This is a genomic window from Roseofilum reptotaenium CS-1145, assembly GCF_028330985.1.
GTDB lineage: Bacteria > Cyanobacteriota > Cyanobacteriia > Cyanobacteriales > Desertifilaceae > Roseofilum > Roseofilum reptotaenium.
This window is the reverse complement of sequence record NZ_JAQMUE010000019.1, coordinates 38,981-55,274: the sequence shown is the minus strand read 5'-3', so window position 1 is coordinate 55,274 and position 16,294 is coordinate 38,981. Positions and strand designations below refer to the sequence as shown.

Annotated in this window: 18 protein-coding genes and 1 CRISPR repeat array; of the genes, 12 read left to right on the top strand and 6 right to left on the bottom strand. The window is 45.9% G+C overall.

The window, feature by feature from the left end; all coding sequences use genetic code 11:
- Positions 1 to 58 precede the first annotated feature (58 nt).
- Positions 59 to 979, top strand: coding sequence for a histone deacetylase family protein (locus PN466_RS02425; protein WP_271936665.1), 921 nt, complete (start codon positions 59 to 61; stop codon positions 977 to 979).
- A gap of 114 nt (positions 980 to 1,093) precedes the next feature.
- Positions 1,094 to 1,591, top strand: coding sequence for a hypothetical protein (locus tag PN466_RS02420; protein ID WP_271936664.1), 498 nt, complete (start codon positions 1,094 to 1,096; stop codon positions 1,589 to 1,591).
- A 34-nt stretch (positions 1,592 to 1,625) separates the two neighbouring features.
- Here PN466_RS02420 and PN466_RS02415 read toward each other — a convergent pair whose 3' ends face one another.
- Both PN466_RS02415 and PN466_RS02410 read right to left on the bottom strand, forming a co-directional pair.
- Positions 1,626 to 2,132 (bottom strand): DUF4112 domain-containing protein, encoded by a 507-nt coding sequence (locus PN466_RS02415; protein ID WP_271936663.1) that lies wholly within the window; start codon positions 2,130 to 2,132, stop codon positions 1,626 to 1,628.
- A 64-nt stretch (positions 2,133 to 2,196) separates the two neighbouring features.
- Positions 2,197 to 3,165, bottom strand: a complete 969-nt coding sequence (locus tag PN466_RS02410; RefSeq protein WP_271936662.1) for a Sll0314/Alr1548 family TPR repeat-containing protein — start codon at positions 3,163 to 3,165, stop codon at positions 2,197 to 2,199.
- Between the two features lie 108 nt (positions 3,166 to 3,273).
- Here PN466_RS02410 and PN466_RS02405 point away from each other — a divergent pair, with 108 nt between their 5' ends.
- The 4 genes from PN466_RS02405 to leuD all read left to right on the top strand — a co-directional run bounded on the left by PN466_RS02405 (position 3,274) and on the right by leuD (position 6,419).
- On the top strand, positions 3,274 to 3,906 hold the full coding sequence (locus PN466_RS02405) for an ABC transporter ATP-binding protein (RefSeq protein ID WP_271936693.1): 633 nt from the start codon (positions 3,274 to 3,276) through the stop codon (positions 3,904 to 3,906).
- A 119-nt stretch (positions 3,907 to 4,025) separates the two neighbouring features.
- Entirely contained in the window at positions 4,026 to 4,472 is a 447-nt protein-coding gene (locus tag PN466_RS02400) for a hypothetical protein (RefSeq protein ID WP_271936661.1), read from the top strand.
- Positions 4,462 to 5,721, top strand: coding sequence for a bifunctional folylpolyglutamate synthase/dihydrofolate synthase (locus tag PN466_RS02395; protein WP_271936659.1), 1,260 nt, complete (start codon positions 4,462 to 4,464; stop codon positions 5,719 to 5,721). Before PN466_RS02400 ends, PN466_RS02395 begins: the two co-directional genes overlap by 11 nt.
- A 110-nt stretch (positions 5,722 to 5,831) precedes the next feature.
- On the top strand, positions 5,832 to 6,419 hold the full coding sequence (gene leuD / locus PN466_RS02390; RefSeq protein WP_271936658.1) for a 3-isopropylmalate dehydratase small subunit: 588 nt from the start codon (positions 5,832 to 5,834) through the stop codon (positions 6,417 to 6,419).
- An 83-nt stretch (positions 6,420 to 6,502) separates the two neighbouring features.
- On the opposite strand, the gene PN466_RS02385 is transcribed toward leuD, so the two are convergent.
- Positions 6,503 to 6,835: a HepT-like ribonuclease domain-containing protein gene (locus PN466_RS02385; protein WP_271936656.1), complete on the bottom strand. Its 333-nt coding sequence runs from the start codon at positions 6,833 to 6,835 to the stop codon at positions 6,503 to 6,505.
- Positions 6,832 to 7,161 carry a nucleotidyltransferase family protein gene (locus PN466_RS02380; protein WP_271936654.1) on the bottom strand — a complete coding sequence of 110 codons (330 nt, stop codon included), beginning with the start codon at positions 7,159 to 7,161 and terminating at the stop codon, positions 6,832 to 6,834. Before PN466_RS02380 ends, PN466_RS02385 begins: the two co-directional genes overlap by 4 nt.
- A gap of 221 nt (positions 7,162 to 7,382) precedes the next feature.
- Here PN466_RS02380 and PN466_RS02375 point away from each other — a divergent pair, with 221 nt between their 5' ends.
- The gene (locus tag PN466_RS02375) at positions 7,383 to 8,807 is read left to right on the top strand and encodes an IctB family putative bicarbonate transporter (RefSeq protein ID WP_390889959.1); all 1,425 of its coding nucleotides are present in this window, start codon (positions 7,383 to 7,385) and stop codon (positions 8,805 to 8,807) included.
- Positions 8,808 to 9,062: 255 nt separating this feature from the next.
- Positions 9,063 to 11,085: a CRISPR direct-repeat array (repeat unit 37 nt; unit sequence GTTGAAACGCTCTTAAATCCCTATGAGGGATTGAAAC).
- A gap of 103 nt (positions 11,086 to 11,188) precedes the next feature.
- Here the strand turns inward: PN466_RS02375 and PN466_RS02370 are convergent.
- The gene (locus PN466_RS02370) at positions 11,189 to 11,896 is read right to left on the bottom strand and encodes an ROK family protein (protein ID WP_271936651.1); all 708 of its coding nucleotides are present in this window, start codon (positions 11,894 to 11,896) and stop codon (positions 11,189 to 11,191) included.
- A 166-nt stretch (positions 11,897 to 12,062) separates the two neighbouring features.
- On the opposite strand from PN466_RS02370, the gene PN466_RS02365 reads away from it, so the two are divergent.
- The gene (locus PN466_RS02365) at positions 12,063 to 12,314 is read left to right on the top strand and encodes a DUF6737 family protein (protein ID WP_271936650.1); all 252 of its coding nucleotides are present in this window, start codon (positions 12,063 to 12,065) and stop codon (positions 12,312 to 12,314) included.
- 2 nt (positions 12,315 to 12,316) lie between these two features.
- Here the strand turns inward: PN466_RS02365 and psb28 are convergent, their stop codons facing one another.
- Positions 12,317 to 12,886, bottom strand: coding sequence for a photosystem II reaction center protein Psb28 (gene psb28 / locus PN466_RS02360; RefSeq protein WP_271936648.1), 570 nt, complete (start codon positions 12,884 to 12,886; stop codon positions 12,317 to 12,319).
- Here psb28 and PN466_RS02355 point away from each other — a divergent pair.
- The 4 genes from PN466_RS02355 to PN466_RS02340 all read left to right on the top strand — a co-directional run bounded on the left by PN466_RS02355 (position 12,780) and on the right by PN466_RS02340 (position 16,225).
- Entirely contained in the window at positions 12,780 to 13,076 is a 297-nt protein-coding gene (locus tag PN466_RS02355) for a DUF565 domain-containing protein (protein WP_271936647.1), read from the top strand. The two genes, psb28 and PN466_RS02355, sit on opposite strands and share 107 nt — an antisense overlap.
- A 182-nt stretch (positions 13,077 to 13,258) precedes the next feature.
- Entirely contained in the window at positions 13,259 to 14,356 is a 1,098-nt protein-coding gene (locus PN466_RS02350) for a tetratricopeptide repeat protein (RefSeq protein WP_271936646.1), read from the top strand.
- Between the two features lie 670 nt (positions 14,357 to 15,026).
- Positions 15,027 to 15,491 carry a YbjN domain-containing protein gene (locus PN466_RS02345; protein WP_271936644.1) on the top strand — a complete coding sequence of 155 codons (465 nt, stop codon included), beginning with the start codon at positions 15,027 to 15,029 and terminating at the stop codon, positions 15,489 to 15,491.
- A gap of 56 nt (positions 15,492 to 15,547) precedes the next feature.
- Complete coding sequence (locus PN466_RS02340) at positions 15,548 to 16,225, top strand: lipoate--protein ligase family protein (RefSeq protein ID WP_271936692.1); 678 nt, start codon at positions 15,548 to 15,550, stop codon at positions 16,223 to 16,225.
- Positions 16,226 to 16,294: the final 69 nt, after the last annotated feature.

Genomic DNA, 16,294 nt, shown 5'->3' with positions numbered 1-16,294 from the left:
ATACCATAGGGCTATAAAATAGAGGGCAAATTAAGCGGATCAGAGATGGGGCGCTCATATGGTATTTCCGATTATTTATGCTGAGGAATTTTTGCTCCATGATACGGGACGGCATCCGGAGAGAGCGGAGCGTCTTCAGGCGATCGCAAATCTTCTCCAATCTAGTTTATGGGCTGAATCTCTCGATTGGCAAACACCGACCCCAGTAGAAGTGCGTCCCGTTTTACCCTGGATAGAGGAAGTGCATACGGCTGAACATATTCAACGGGTACGGGAAATTGCGGAAGGAGGAGGTGGGTTACTCGATGGCGATACCCCGGTTTCTGCCCAGAGCTATGATATAGCGCTCTTGGCAGTGAATGGCTGGATCGATGGTGTAGAGAGGGTTTTGGCAACAGGGACTCCAGCGTTTGTATTGGCGCGTCCTCCAGGACATCATGCGGAAGCACAGCGGGGAATGGGGTTTTGTTTGTTCTCTAATGCGGCGATCGCTGCTCACTATGCTTTAGCTCAACCGGGAGTCGAGCGAGTTGCTATTCTAGATTGGGATGTCCATCATGGCAATGGTACTCAGGCGATCGTCCAAAGCCATCCCCAAATTGCCTATTGTTCTCTCCATCAGTTTCCCTTTTATCCTGGAACCGGTAGAGCAACAGAGCGTGGAGAGTATGACAATGTTTTAAATATTCCTTTACCCTCTGGATCGGGAATAGCGGAATATTGGCCAGCCTTTGAAAGCCAAGCAATTCCATTTTTACAGCAGTTCAAACCGGATTTGTTAATTGTCAGTGCCGGTTATGATGCCACAAGAGATGATCCATTAGCAGGGATGAATTTAGTTCCGGATGATTATGGTACATTTACCGGAGCTTGTTTACAACTTACCTCGAAAATCCTGTTTGGCTTGGAAGGGGGTTATCACTTATCGAATTTGTCCGAGTCAGTAATGGCAACAATCGCTGCTTGCCTTAACGTTTGATTTCACAACCCTGTCGGCTTAATCCTGGAAACTGATCCCATTTCTGACAAGTTTGATTAAAATATAGCAATTTCATTGAGAAAGTGGGCAAGATAAGAAATCAAAGGAGATCGGATGTTATCTATTGAAGAGACATTTATTTTAGTTCAAGAAATGCTTCCTATTTCTGGGCTAAAGTTGGCTAGTGGTGTTCCTTCTGATGTACGCGGAGTCAGTGATGTTGATATTAGTTTAATTCATCTTAAACCTGATGAATTACTGGAATTAATGCCAGAGGGGACAGCTCAAAAACAAAGAAATAAATTGTCATATCTGGCTTGGGGATATCAATTTACTCTAGCCAATAGATGGATTAATTTAACCGCTTCGACTTCAAATCAGGTTTATAATGCCGTTAAACACCGAGAGTTGGAATTAGAGTTAATTCATCGCTATCCCCGTTTTAGAGCAAGCGTTATAGACCTCAAGAAAAACACGATTTGGGGAACGGAAAAATGTTGGTGTTATGTATTAGGATTGGAAGGGAATGAATATGAACTCATGCTGAATCGAGAGTTGATATTAGAAAGAGCAAAACATAAAATCATGTCTTTATCAGAAGAAGTATTATAGGACTTTGACAGGCAATTGAGATTGATCGCTAGACTTAAAACAAAGAATTCATTAAAGCAGTTAATCCCCAAAGCAGGAACAGGCCAAAACTGGTAACGCCAACGACAATCAGGGCTAAACTCAGAATCATGACAATGATAAAGCCGCGATCGGCTGCTTCGCTGGATTTAGGGGCTTGTAAATGTTCTTCCAGCAATTCCACATTCATGGCATTCGCTTTCCAGGTGAGATCGAAAATATCACCTAAAATGGGAACAATTCCGGTTAGGGTATCAATAAGGACATTAATTACCATGCGTCCTAGGGTTTCTTTCGGTAATCCAAACCGCGTGGCTTCCAGGACAATATAAGCAGATAAGATCCCACTCACCATATCTCCACCTCCAGGAATTAAGCCAATAATTGGATCGATTCCCACGCGGTAATTTAAGCCGGGAATAGGTAGAGCATTATCGAGCAGTTGACTTAAACGACGCAGACGTTGAATACGATACCGTTTGCTTCCCTGTTCTCTTTCTGGTTCCCGACTTTTGTGTTTCATGATGAATAATATGAATACAGAACGTTCTGACCCATTACCTATTACCCATCACTAGCGCGTAGCGCTAATCTAAAGAGGGTAAACGTTCCGGCCCCCAGGTTTGATTGCCTTCTTTAATGGGGTCGCGCAGAGCATCACAATTGCGCGGTTTCTGATCAATTTTACGCTGATTTTGACAAGATTCAAAAAAGATTTGGGCGACTAAATATTTGGGTAAAATTTGCGGCCGAGCTAAGGCCTGATTAAAAAAGCCTTGGGCGGCTTGCCATTGTTCGAGTTGTTTGAGAATCTGTGCTTTGAGGTAATGAACTTCGGGATGATTGGGGGTCTCAGATAAGGCTAAATTTACATATTCAAGAGCCTTATTGTAATTGCCTAAATCGCGATAAGCCATAGCAATGCCGCGATAGGTGAGATACTGGGGACGAGCTAGATTTTCTAAACGGGCGATCGCCTGTTGTGGATCGGCAAAGGGTAAATTCACGGCTAACATCAAGTCCATATATCCCTTAATTAAATTCAACTCTGGATCGTCCGACCGGATTTTTTCCGCTTTGTTAATAAACTTTAGTGCTTCTTGTAACTCCCTTAATGCTTGGGTTGCGCCCCTGACTGGCCCATCTTTAGCTAAGGCATAACCCCCTTCCATAAAATGACCCACTGCTATGTATAAATTGCCCCGCAACGGGTTCTCATTGACTAAAGCCTTGGCCACTTTACCCGTTTGGGGAGCATATTCTTCAAATTTCTCCCAGTCTTGTTCAATATACGCTAGAGAAGCCATCATTGCATAAAGCATAGGATCGTTGGCTTCCTTTTGTTTTGCCTGTTGTAGATACTGTTGCGCTTGGGGATAATCTCCGCCAATAAAAAGGGCCTTAAATGCAGCTTCCGTATGGTCACCAATAGCATGGGGATTTTGTTCGCGGAAGGGATCGCCCGCTTGTAGGGAAGGCGTGAATACACTCAAGTGCAGTAAGCTGGCGATCGCCAAGCTGGAGCAAAATTTAAATAGGTTACGCTGGTTTTTCATGGCAGTTTAACTCAACAGGAGTCAGTCGCTCTCTAGTCCGATAGTATACTCGATAGGATGATATATCTTGAATTAAAAGTTCCCATCCCCCTATCCCCCCATCTCCCCATGCTCTATCTAAACAACTTAAGCTATCATCCTCCAGCTATTCCCCACCCAGTTCTCAAAGCCATTAATTTAGAACTCGGCCCCCAAGAACTGGGATTAATTATTGGCCCTAGTGGCTCTGGAAAAAGTACCCTGATGGAAATTTTATCAGGTTTAGTTTATCCGACAGCCGGAGAAATTCGCTGGCGTGAGCAAATATTAATTGCTGAGGATATGCAACAATTGGCCGGATTAGTGTTTCAGTTTCCCGAACGCCATTTTTGCGGCAGTACGATTCTGGAAGAGTTGCGTTTAGGTCATCCAGAGTTGGATTTAGATCGGGTTAAGGAAGCCCTGATGGAAGTGGGTTTAGAACACCTGTCGTTGCAAACCTCTCCCCATGCTTTGAGTGGAGGGCAACAGCGTCGTTTAGCTTTAGCGGTACAATTAATCCGTCAACCGAGTATTTTAATGTTAGATGAGCCAACCGCCGGTTTAGATTGGTCGATGCGTCGGCAATTGGTGCAATTGTTAGCTAAAATTAAGTCCCATTGGACCTTGATGATTGTCACCCACGATCCCGATGAATTAGTGAGTTTAGCCGATCGCTGTTGGCATTTAAATCAGGGAGAATTAACGGCTGTCCAGCTTTAGGGCTAGCAATAGGCAGTTGGGAGATTAAAACTTTATAAATGATCGCTTGCTCAGGCTTTCCATAGCGCACCATAATAGTAAGTATGGGTATTTTTAGACTGAATCCCTCAGTGTGACAGATGAAGACTTTACAGTTATGGAGTACAGTTGTGAATCCTAAAATGCAGGTACACCCCCTCAATATGCCCGATTCCCTAGCACAACGTAGCGCCATAGGGTTCTGGCTGGTTATACCACTGATGACTTTGGGTGGAGTGGTTTCCTTATTCACTGCCCCCGCTCTGTCCCAAGATGAGGCGGTGACTCTGAAAGGGGATTCTTTGCAAACGGTGGAGAGTCGCAGCACTCAAGATTTTCCGGGTTTGTATACAGACCTAGAAAACCGGGTCGATCCGCGGTTATCGACCCGGGGAAGATCTCAAGGAATTCCCCAATTGAGACTTAATGAAAAGGTGGATGTCATGTATCGAGAGAGTATCGTAGGTGAAGGCCTAGGATTATTTCGCTCTCCCGGTGATGTTAGACCTTCTGGAACAGTGAATTTGAGATTGCAACTTGAAGAATAAGGTTTCTCAATGGGGGCAGGCGATCGCCGATTTGTTGCCCTCTCATCAACATCCAGCGATTCATCTAGGATTGGATCGCATTAAGCAACTCTTGGCTCGTTTGGGGAATCCCCAGGATCGGGTTCGAGTCATCCATGTGGCGGGAACCAATGGCAAGGGGTCAGTTTGTGCTTATATCTCGTCGATTTTACAGGCAGCCGGCTATCGAGTGGGACGCTATACATCCCCCCATTTACAAGATTGGACAGAACGAATTTGTATTAATGGTCAGAATATTGCCTCAGAAGACCTCTATAACATTTTGGTTTCGGTTTTAGAACAAGTCAATCCTGAAGATTCGCCCACTCAGTTTGAAGTGTTTACGGCTGCTGCATGGCTCTATTTTGCTGAAAAGGGTTGCGATGTGGCGGTCATGGAAGTGGGATTAGGGGGTCGTCTAGATGCCACGAATGTGTGCGATCGCCCTTTAGCTTCGATTATTGTTTCTATTGGTTGGGATCATTGGCAAGTGTTGGGGCCTACCCTAGGGGATATTGCCCGGGAAAAGGCGGGCATCCTCAAACCCCACTGTCCGGCGATTATTGGCGCTCTCCAGCCAGAAGCACAAACGGTGATTAAGCAACGAATTCAAGAGTTAAATTGCCCAGCTCTTTATCCTCCAGCAGCCGAAGATTTGGGGGGAGGAAAAGCTAGATTTGGGGATCTGGAGTATCAACTGCCCTTAGTAGGAGCGCATCAACTGCAAAATTCTGCTGTGGCGATCGCCACAATCCAAACTCTACCCCCTTCAGACTGGCAGATTTCTCCTCAAGCGATCCAACAGGGAATTGCCCATACCCGATGGCCCGGCCGCCTAGAATGGAGTAGCTGGAAACAACAGCGTATTCTGATCGATGGGGCCCATAATCCAGAGTCGGCGCTGGTTTTGCGCCACTATCTCGATAGCCTAGAGACGATCCCCATTCATTGGGTGATGGGAATGATCTCGACTAAATCTCATCAAGAAATTTTTCAAATTCTGCTGCGTCCCGGCGATCGCCTCTTTACTGTCCCCGTTCCCGATAGCAATTGCGCTTCCCCTGAAGCACTACTTGAACTCGCCCAAACCCTACAACCGAATCTGAGCGCTTGTGCTGCCTATCGAGATCTCCAAGATGCTTTAGATGCAGCAGTTATGGACTCTTCCGGGTTAATTGTGCTGTCGGGTTCCTTATATCTGTTGGGTTATTATTTTTCCCTACATAGGTAAGAGGTCTATTGATCGCCAGCCAGGTAACGTCTTACTATGGCAGTGCAAAAGAACATTAATATTCTTTTCCCTCTTACCTATTTCCTATTCCCTATCCCCTCTCTATAACTATGAGTCAAATTCAACTAATTTCTGGCCCAGGAATTCCCTCAATCGGTGATGATATTGACACCGATCGCATTATTCCGGCTCGTTTTCTCCGCTGTGTCAGGTTCGATGGCTTAGGAGAAGTTGTTTTTCAGGATGACCGTGCCCAAATGCAGGGCAAACATCCCTTCGATCAACCCCAGTATCAACAGGCGAAAATCCTAGTCGTGAATGGTAATTTTGGCTGTGGTTCCAGTCGCGAACACGCTCCCCAGGCGATCGCCCGTTGGGGGATTCAAGCCATTATCGGTGAAAGTTTTGCCGAAATTTTCTTTGGTAATTGTGTCGCCATTGGACTGCCTTGTGTGACGGCTTCGAGCGAGCAAATTAAGGCTCTGCAAACGGCGATCGCCGCTAATCCCTCAATGCAGCTTACCCTAGATCTCAATAACCTAACCGTGGCGTGGGAAGGCAACACCAGCCCCGTTCACCTCAGTGCTGGAGCGCAACAAATGTTTACCTCTGGTACATGGGACAGTTGCGGCCAACTCCTGCAAGGAGTAGACTCCATTCGTACCACCGCCGCCCAATTGCCGTATCTGAAGTTTTAGAGCGCTCGCGCTGTAACTTAACCCATTCTGCAAGATGAACTAGAGACTCTGGTAGGGGGTCTACCCATCTAAGTGGATTAAATTTAGAGGTAGGGTTGAAGACTTTGGATAAGTCTAGGAAAAGCTTGAGTGACCGTATCCCAGACAAGTTGCAGATCAACGCGATCGTATTGATGAATCATAATATTCCGCATTCCAATGATCTGTTTCCAGGAAACAGCTTGCATTTCGTTACGTGCAGTTTCAGATAAGCGGGCAGCAGCTTCTCCAACAATTTCAATTCGGCGAATGATGGCATCTTGCAGAATTGGGTCTTGCTCAAAATCAGCTTGGCTCTTGTGCTGCAAATATTCACCCGCAAGGGTGATGGAGTTAATGATATCAACTAGAGACTGGCGATCGCGATCGGTGATCATTTTTGATAAATGAGTTGAGCAGTGTTCAAAATTTCCTTGCGGCGTAGTGGGTTGTTGCTACTTTCAATGGCGCGTTTACTGACGAGATCAACTGGGCGATCTAGAAGTAGAGCAAAGTCTTCATGCATTTGGGCAAAATCGAGTAATGTCCAATGGCTTTGTGCATCCCAAGTAATGAGTAAGTCAATGTCGCTATCGGGGCGGAAATCCTCACGCAGAACGGAACCGAAGAGGGCAAGCTCGATAATTTGCCAGTGCTGGCACAGTTTCCGCAGGCGATCGCAATCGATGTGAATGCTAGGATGAATGGCGATCGTGTTAGACATCAGAATATTATTTAATAATCGTAATTCAATAAACTAAAGATTAGATTAAATCTAACATCAGTTTTAGAGCACTACACCCTAGTTAGTAAAATTATATCAAATCCCAAAAACAACGCTACACATCAATCCCCGTGTCTGGAGTGTCTGGAGCGTCCCCGTGTCAATCATCTGTAGCAAACATCTAAGTATTTGATATTAGGGGTTGGTGAGCATTGCCCACCCTGCTAGACTCTTGCTATTATCGATTACCTATTCCCTATTCCCTAAAAATCGCTGTGTGGGAAACTCTACTCTTATCTAACTTTGCCCTCGATCCTTGGCTGGAAGGATCGCTACTGCATCGAATTGTCGGATCGCTGAGAACTTGGCGTTCTGGTAGCGCTCTGATGACCTATGCTGACTGGATCGGTGCTACCCTCGTGGCCTTGCTTCTAGGGTTTAGTCCCTTTGTCTCCACTACTTTAATTGGTGTCCTGTTGCTCGCCTGTAGTGGATTCTGGATTTTACTCACTCTCTCCGACGATCCCCGTCAGGAAAGCCAACCCTTAGCAACTCCTATCCATGGAACGATCTTCCTGTTTGGGGTGATTTCTCTGATCTCGACAGCCCTATCTCCAGTAAAAATGGCTGCCCTCAGTGGCTTGATTAAACTGGGTTTGTATCTGCTATTTTTTGCTTTTACTGCTCGACTCGCCCGTAATCCGAGGATTCGCTCTAGTCTAATTACTATCTATTTATTGACCAGTTTGCCCGTAGCGGTTTATGGCATTCGCCAATACTTCTTTGGGGCGCGATCGCTAGCCACTTGGGTTGACCCCAGTTCAGCTTCTGCCGATGTTACCCGCGTCTATAGCTATTTGGGCAATCCTAACCTCCTAGCCGGTTATCTCTTACCGGCGGTTATTTGGGGCTTGGCGGCGGTTTGGATCTGGAATGGCATTTTTCCTAAAATGTTGGCGATCGTGACGTTCGCGGTTAATTCTGCCTGCTTAGTGTTGACCTATAGTCGGGGAGGGTGGATTGGCTTTGTGGTCGCCCTGACTGCCTTCGGTTTATTGGCGGTTTATTGGTGGAGCGCTAGGTTATCTCCGTTTTGGCAAAAGTTTGCTCTTCCCTTGACATTTGGGGTTTTAGTCGCTTTGTTTGCCATAGCAGTCCTGTTTGTGCCTCCCGTGCGCGATCGCGTTTCCAGTATTTTTGCCGGTCGTAGTGATAGCAGTAATAATTTCCGCATTAACGTCTGGATGGGCGCTGTGCGGATGATCGAAGCGTATCCCATTATCGGTATTGGGCCGGGGAATAGTGCTTTTAATAAAATCTATCCCCTGTTTATGACTCCGAAATATTCTGCCCTTAGTGCCTATTCCGTCTTACTGGAAACGGCGGTAGAAACGGGTTTAATTGGCTTAAGCGTATTCCTGTGGTTTTTAGCCGTCACCTTCCATCAGGGATGGAAACACCTGGAACGATTGCGGGATAGGGCTTCCACTGAGGCATGGTGGTTAATGGGAGCATTGGCGATCGCGATCGGTATGATGGCCCATGGTGCAGTCGATACGGTTTGGTATCGTCCCCAAGTCAACACTCTCTGGTGGTTCGCCGTTGCCATTATTTCTAGTTATTATCAGAACATCGAGAATCGATAATTGATGATCTCCCCATCCCCCTCTCGAATTCCGACGCTAGGGGGGTGTGGAAAATGCCTCTAACGCTGAAATGGCTGTATGACTTATCTCGTCTGAGTTCCAAGCTTTGGAGTCCAACAACCAGCGTCGGCCCTTACAGAGCAAAGGTTTCAGCGATTTGGGCTTGTTTGTTGGGAGCCGATTTGCTATGATACTACCTGTGCGTCGGAAATGTACCTTGAAAAGTCAATACAGCAAGCATCTCAAAAGCCAGCAGTTGAAACGCTCTTAAATCCCTATGAGGGATTGAAACCAAAAGATTCGCCAGTCACCAATGCCTGAGTTACGTTGAAACGCTCTTAAATCCCTATGAGGGATTGAAACGCAATAAGAATCAGGATGACAACCGCCCAAAATCCGATAAGTTGAAACGCTCTTAAATCCCTATGAGGGATTGAAACCTCCTCCGACTAGAACACTACAATGCCCATCAACTGCTGGAGTTGAAACGCTCTTAAATCCCTATGAGGGATTGAAACCCAAGCCCTCACCGCAGCCGCCTATAGTGGTCGTTGAAACGCTCTTAAATCCCTATGAGGGATTGAAACAAGTAATTACCAGAAAGACATATTGGAGTGGGTGAAGTTGAAACGCTCTTAAATCCCTATGAGGGATTGAAACTGAAAAACTAGAAACGGCAACGGCTCGTGCTATGCAAAGTTGAAACGCTCTTAAATCCCTATGAGGGATTGAAACAGTGGATCTGGTGGCGATCGCTAAAATAATGGTAGAGTTGAAACGCTCTTAAATCCCTATGAGGGATTGAAACGGCAGAACCTACTACATCCGTAAGAAAATCGCCCTGGTTGAAACGCTCTTAAATCCCTATGAGGGATTGAAACCTTGAGCAATTAGGCTTGCCCAAGGTTGCCATAATGTTGAAACGCTCTTAAATCCCTATGAGGGATTGAAACTAATCACCACAACATCAGGACTGACGATTCTAAGTTGAAACGCTCTTAAATCCCTATGAGGGATTGAAACCTGGGTTAAGAAGAGGATTCCATTCGCTATAATCAAAATCATGTTGAAACGCTCTTAAATCCCTATGAGGGATTGAAACTTGTCATCAAGATATCCCCACGCCTAGCGAAATCTTGTTGAAACGCTCTTAAATCCCTATGAGGGATTGAAACCTCTTCCTCGCCTATTGGGGAAAACCAGACCCCGGTGTTGAAACGCTCTTAAATCCCTATGAGGGATTGAAACGCATAACAAAATACGATCGGGAAACATTGAAGAGCCCAATGTTGAAACGCTCTTAAATCCCTATGAGGGATTGAAACCGCACTGGCCGATAGAAATCATTTTCATCGCCAAGGGGTTGAAACGCTCTTAAATCCCTATGAGGGATTGAAACTGGCTATAATTCTCTCTGGATAAGGGTTTCAAGCTTTGTTGAAACGCTCTTAAATCCCTATGAGGGATTGAAACCACAAAAATGGGGGATAGCTTACTTCCCCCTGCGAGTTGAAACGCTCTTAAATCCCTATGAGGGATTGAAACTCTGGGAACGAGGTGGAGTCGCTGGGGATGGTTTCGAGTGTTGAAACGCTCTTAAATCCCTATGAGGGATTGAAACAGACGGATTAATCGAACTCAGTAACGACATCCAAGTTGAAACGCTCTTAAATCCCTATGAGGGATTGAAACGTGTAGCTTTACAGGTCGCACTTATGGAATGGAAAGTTGAAACGCTCTTAAATCCCTATGAGGGATTGAAACCAAGCGCTTTTGGGGGATGGATGCCGTGGGGAGTTGTTGAAACGCTCTTAAATCCCTATGAGGGATTGAAACGAAGAATTGTCAACAGAAGATGCCGAATATGTGGCGTTGAAACGCTCTTAAATCCCTATGAGGGATTGAAACTTGCCCTAAATTGTTTTTTAGTCTTCTGCGATAATCGTTGAAACGCTCTTAAATCCCTATGAGGGATTGAAACCAAAAAGCGATCATTTCCCATCGCTCTATGGAGCGATCGCACGTTGAAACGCTCTTAAATCCCTATGAGGGATTGAAACAATTTAGAAACCTTGATGCCTTGATCGCGCCCTACCGGTTGAAACGCTCTTAAATCCCTATGAGGGATTGAAACGTGTCAAAATGGCAAGTGCGCCCACTTCCTCAAGTTGAAACGCTCTTAAATCCCTATGAGGGATTGAAACAGACAAAGAATACAGCGAAGGCGAACCGAGCGAACCAGTTGAAACGCTCTTAAATCCCTATGAGGGATTGAAACTGACAGAAAAATAGATACAGGGCTTTGCGATGTTATGGAGTACAATACTGAATCCCTAAAGCCATGTACCATAATCCTATTCCCTATTCCCTAGCACAAAGTGCTATAAATTCCAGAGCGCAATTCCGCCTAAAAGTCCATTGATGTTCGGAACAATGGAGACATTTTTAGGAAGTTCACAGTCTACCTTTTTCGCTTCTCCACCTCCTAAATAGATACGATCGGCGTTGAATAGATGTTGAAGTTTGCAAATCGCCTTTTTCAACCGTTTATTCCATTTTTTCGTCCCGACTTTCTCCAGTGCAGCACGTCCCAATTGTTGCTCATAGGTTTGTTTTTTACGGAAAGGATGATGACCACCTTCCAGATTCGGAACCAGTTTTCCATCTACAAATAAGGCCGTTCCAAAGCCGGTTCCCAGGGTAATTACCAGTTCCACCCCTTGACCAGAAATCGCTCCAAACCCTTGAATATCGGCATCATTGGCCACTCGTACCGGTTGACCCAACGATTCCGAGAGCGTTGAGGCTAGGTCAAATTCCACCCAATTGGGATGAAGGTTAACGGCAGTAGAAACGATACCATGGCGCACGACTCCGGGAAAGCCAACGGAAACCTGATCGCAAGCTCCGGCTTGTTCGGCTAAATCGGCGATCGCCCTCAAGAGTGCCTCGGGTGTAGCGGGTTGGGGAGTCTGCACTCGTACGCGATCGCCCAAAGGACGGCCTTTGCGATCCAAGACCATTGCCTTAATCCCACTACCACCAATATCAATCGCTAACGTCCGATCTTTGGATTTCGATTTTGCCATAGTTTTCCCTTGTGTTTAGAAATATTTCCAATAGAATAAAATCTTGATCGCACCCGATGTTCCCCTTATGGACTTTTCAAGCCAAGGGGAAAACTGGATTTTCCCTATTGCCTATTGCCTATTGCCTCCCCCTTGACAACTAGCTGAGAGCCTTAACTTTTTACCCATGTCTGAATCCCTTCCCTCAAAACCCGTGAATGTTTGGCAATATAAGCCCTGGTGGTGTCAACCCTGGTCTATCATTTTAACTGGAGTCGCGGCGATCGCCCTGAGTTGGATTATTCTCCATCGTTGGTGGTTTTCCCTCCTCTTCTCCCTACCCATATTCGCTTGGATGGGCTACTTTATCCTCATTTGGCCCAAACTTATCCAACAGAGTGGTCTGTTACCCCTCGATCCCCCTCCAGAAGAATCTTAAAGCTATTGCCTATTGCCTTGAAACTCAAAACCATAGGCATCAGCATAGCGATGGAAAAAACGCATTACCCGGTCAAACTGATCTTGAGAATGCACCTCAAACGTACACTCTGCATTAGATAGCTCATCATCATCGACAAAAATAAATTTCATACCATTGGGACTCACCTGGATCGTTCCTTCTTCATCCTTGAGCCACAGATGCTCCACCTTATTGCCAAAACTCTTAAATCCTTCTGCTGCAACCAGCCTCTCAAAGCTTAAAACCACAATTTTGGTATCAGAATTCGGGCGTTTTCGCAGACTAATGCCACTAATTTCTTCTGACATTCCTTCAATAAATTCTACAGAGATAGTCACAATTTGGTAAAAATGGAGTGAATGGTTTACCCTTAATTTTAGCACTGCACTCGATCGGGAGGATAGGGTTACGCAGAATACTCGTCTGAATGAACTCGTCAACGTTTTGAGTCGAGAGACTGCTAGGGTATTACGCAATCCTTGGCGGCGCTTGTCCTTGTTGACTATCAGTTTTTTATTCGGTTTTTTCCTGGGTACAGCCTTGTCTACCATCGCTGGTCAACGGGCAGAACAGGATATCCTGGTAGCAGCCATTTTGGTGATGGGGATAGAAGTCCTCAATCGCCTCATTTATGGCTCTAAGCTTTGGAGTCAAGATAACCTCTGGCGAGATGTAATTAATGGATTGAAAATTGGCTTAGTGTATAGTCTGTTCGTCGAAGCCTTCAAACTAGGATCTTGAAGAATTAAGTCGGGATTTGTGAGTCGGGAGTCGGGAGTCATTGAGTATCTTCCTTATCTGCATATCTCCGTGTCTCCCATTCCCCGCGTCCCCGCGTCCCCCTATTCCCCCTTGCCGGAATCCTAAAGAAAGTGTAAATTTTCATTACAAATCCCTCACACACGCTCTGTCGATCATTAACCATGCACAACTCCAGCTTATTCTTGGCAACTCTATTGGTTTGGGGAGGTTTTCAGGGGGTTGCGCCCTTGGCCGTTCAAGCCTCTGAAGGGGTAGAATGGATTGCCCAGCGATCGCCCACTGATGCCCAACTTGATACTCTGTTGGAGCAAGGAAATCAGTTCGTCGAAGCGAGAAATTATCCTAGAGCCATTCAAGTTTATCAACAAGCCCTCAGATTAGACCCCCAAAATGCTCGCCTCTATTCTGGTATTGGTTATCTGCAAGCTATTCAAGGAAATTTTGCTCAAGCAGCCCAAGCCTATCGTCAGGCAGTGGTTTACGATCGCCAGAATGGAGACTTTTTCTATGCCCTCGGCCATAGTTTAGCCAAGATTGGTGATAATGCGGCGGCCCAAATTGCCTATCAACAAGCCATTCAGTTAGATCGGAACAATTTGGAGGCTTATTTGGGTTTGGGAGTGGTGCAGTGGCGACAAAACGATTTTATCTCAGCTAAAAGAACCTATGAACAGGTTCTCAGTGCCGATCCTCGAAATTTTCAAGCCCATGAGTTACTTGGAGCAATGTACCTCAAACAGGGACAACTGGATCAATCTATTCAACACCTCAGACAAGCCGAACAACTGAATCCCCGTTCCGGTAGCATTCAGGTGAAATTAGCCAGTGCTTGGTTAGCTCGCGGTAATGTGGATTTAGGACGGCAAGCCTTGGATAAAGCCGCTCAACTCGATTCCCGGAATCCAGTAATTTATATGACCATTGGTAAAATCCAAGAGAGCTTTGAAAATTGGCCAGAAGCCTATCAAGCCTATCAACGGGCAGTATCCTTAGATCGGAATTTGGTGGATGCCCATCGATCCATGGGTGATATTCTCATGAGACAGAATGATGTCCTCTTGGCGATCGCCACCTACCGTCAAGTGGTGCAACTAGCGCCCCAAGATCCAGAAGGCTATTATAAGCTGGCGTTGGCACTCAAAGAGCGCGATCGCAAACAGGAAGCCCTTTCGGTATTAGAACGCGCCCTACAACTCTATCAGGTGGCTGGCGATCGAGAGGGAATCGATCGAGTCAAAGCATTGATGGAAGAGCTATAGAGCGAAGGCACACACGTAAACATCAACGTTAAGTGAAATATTGAAAAACTTACAGTGGTTTTCACTGTTATGAGGTACAGCGATCGGAGTTTTCCTTGAGAGTGCCTTCCCCTGAAAAGCCTGAAGAATGGGCGTTATAGTGTGAAAATGGTTTTCCCATTACCTATTACCCATTACCGCGCGAAGCGCTTATATAGTCATTTTAATTAAGATTGACACACCAAGATCTATCTAAAGCCAGGGTATATGTAGGGGCGAACGGCTGCCCCTACAACCATGTCCCCTCCTTAATTAAAACAACTATATATCGAAAACTATAGCGTTTCTCTCTTCTATGAGGTACAGCTTGAAGCCTTAGAACCTAAGCGATACAAGCTATTGCAAAGCAAGCCTATTGCAAAGCAAGCCTAGCGCGAAGCGCTATAGATTGGGAGGCCTTAGAAAAGGATATATAGAAAAATCCAGATATCCGGTTAGTGGAGAGAGCAAAATAATTTGCAGTCAACCCAAGCTCTATAGCGTTTAGAGTTTTTCTGCACCTCCGAGATCTTAATTCATTGAATATCTCTAAATCCTCAGGATTTGTAATAATGGATAAACATGGGAGCCTCTGACCCATAAGATTCCTGTATGATTGGTGATTGGTGATTGGTGATGGAGAAAGACGATTATGAGTAATCCAGTGGTAGAAAACACGATGACCCAAGAGCTAGAACCTGTGACTCCCAGTTATATTAATGAGATTGAAGGAGTCATCAGCACGATGATTGCTGAAGGTCAGACGGTGCAAGCGGGCTATGATTCTCAGGAAGGGTACTTATGGAAATTCCAATATGGCTCGGTTGAGGTCTATGTGCAACTGACGGGTCAAACGGATGATGATAGCTTAACGGTCTGGTCTTATGTGCTATCGCTACCGGCTAAAGAGGAAGCACGATTGATGCGTAAGTTATTGGAAATGAATTGGCTAAAAACCTTTGAGGCCCATTTTGCCATTGTGGATAACCGGGTGGTGGTGGTCGCGACGCGCACGGTGGCGGAATTGTCCCCAGGGGAAATTGCGCGAGCCATTACGTTAGTAGCCAATATTGCTGATGATAATGATGACGCTCTGATTGCTGAATTTGGACAGTAGTTTTGGTTGCACAGTGGCGGTTTATTCCCTTAATTGAGGAGTCGGGCCGATCGCAAATGGCGATCGATCGCTGGCTCTGGAAACAGCATCAACAGGGCAATCAGCCGCCTAGCTTGCGATTTTATACCTGGCAGCCGATGGCAATTTCTTTGGGGTATCACCAAAAACGCTGGCCCGAGTCTTGGCAAGGTTTGCAATGGCAAGGAAAACCCGTAGAGTTGGTGAGGCGACCAACGGGGGGGCGAGGGGTTCTCCATCAAGGAGATTTAACTTATGCTGTGGTGTATTCTGGACGGTTTGCTCATCGAATGGCAGCTTACGAGCAGATTTGTGAGTTTCTGATTCGAGGGTGGCGATCGCTCGATTTCGAGTTACACTATGGTTCTGCTGGGCGAGGCTATGCCCAAGTTCCCAATTGTTTTGCCACAGCGACGGGAGCAGATTTAGTCTTAGATTCTGGCTATAAGCTGATTGGTAGCGCTCAGGTTTGGCAGGGTTCCACAGTTCTCCAACATGGCTCTATGCGTCTGAATCCCGATCGCCAATTATGGCATCAGGTCTTTTCTGAGCGACTGCCAGAATCTCCACCGAGTTTAGCTGCTCTGAGTTTTTCTCACTTAGTCGATACGTTGACTCAAGCAGCCTGTGAAACCTTTAAGATGGAAATTCAGGTACAACCTTTATCTGAACAAGAGTGGACAGCAATTAGAGTGCTACAGGTTAGTAAGGGCTAATTGAGTTGGGGAGAGGGAAAATCAGGAAAACGATGCTCCCCGGACTCCCATACTCCCCAAGTTTTCCAA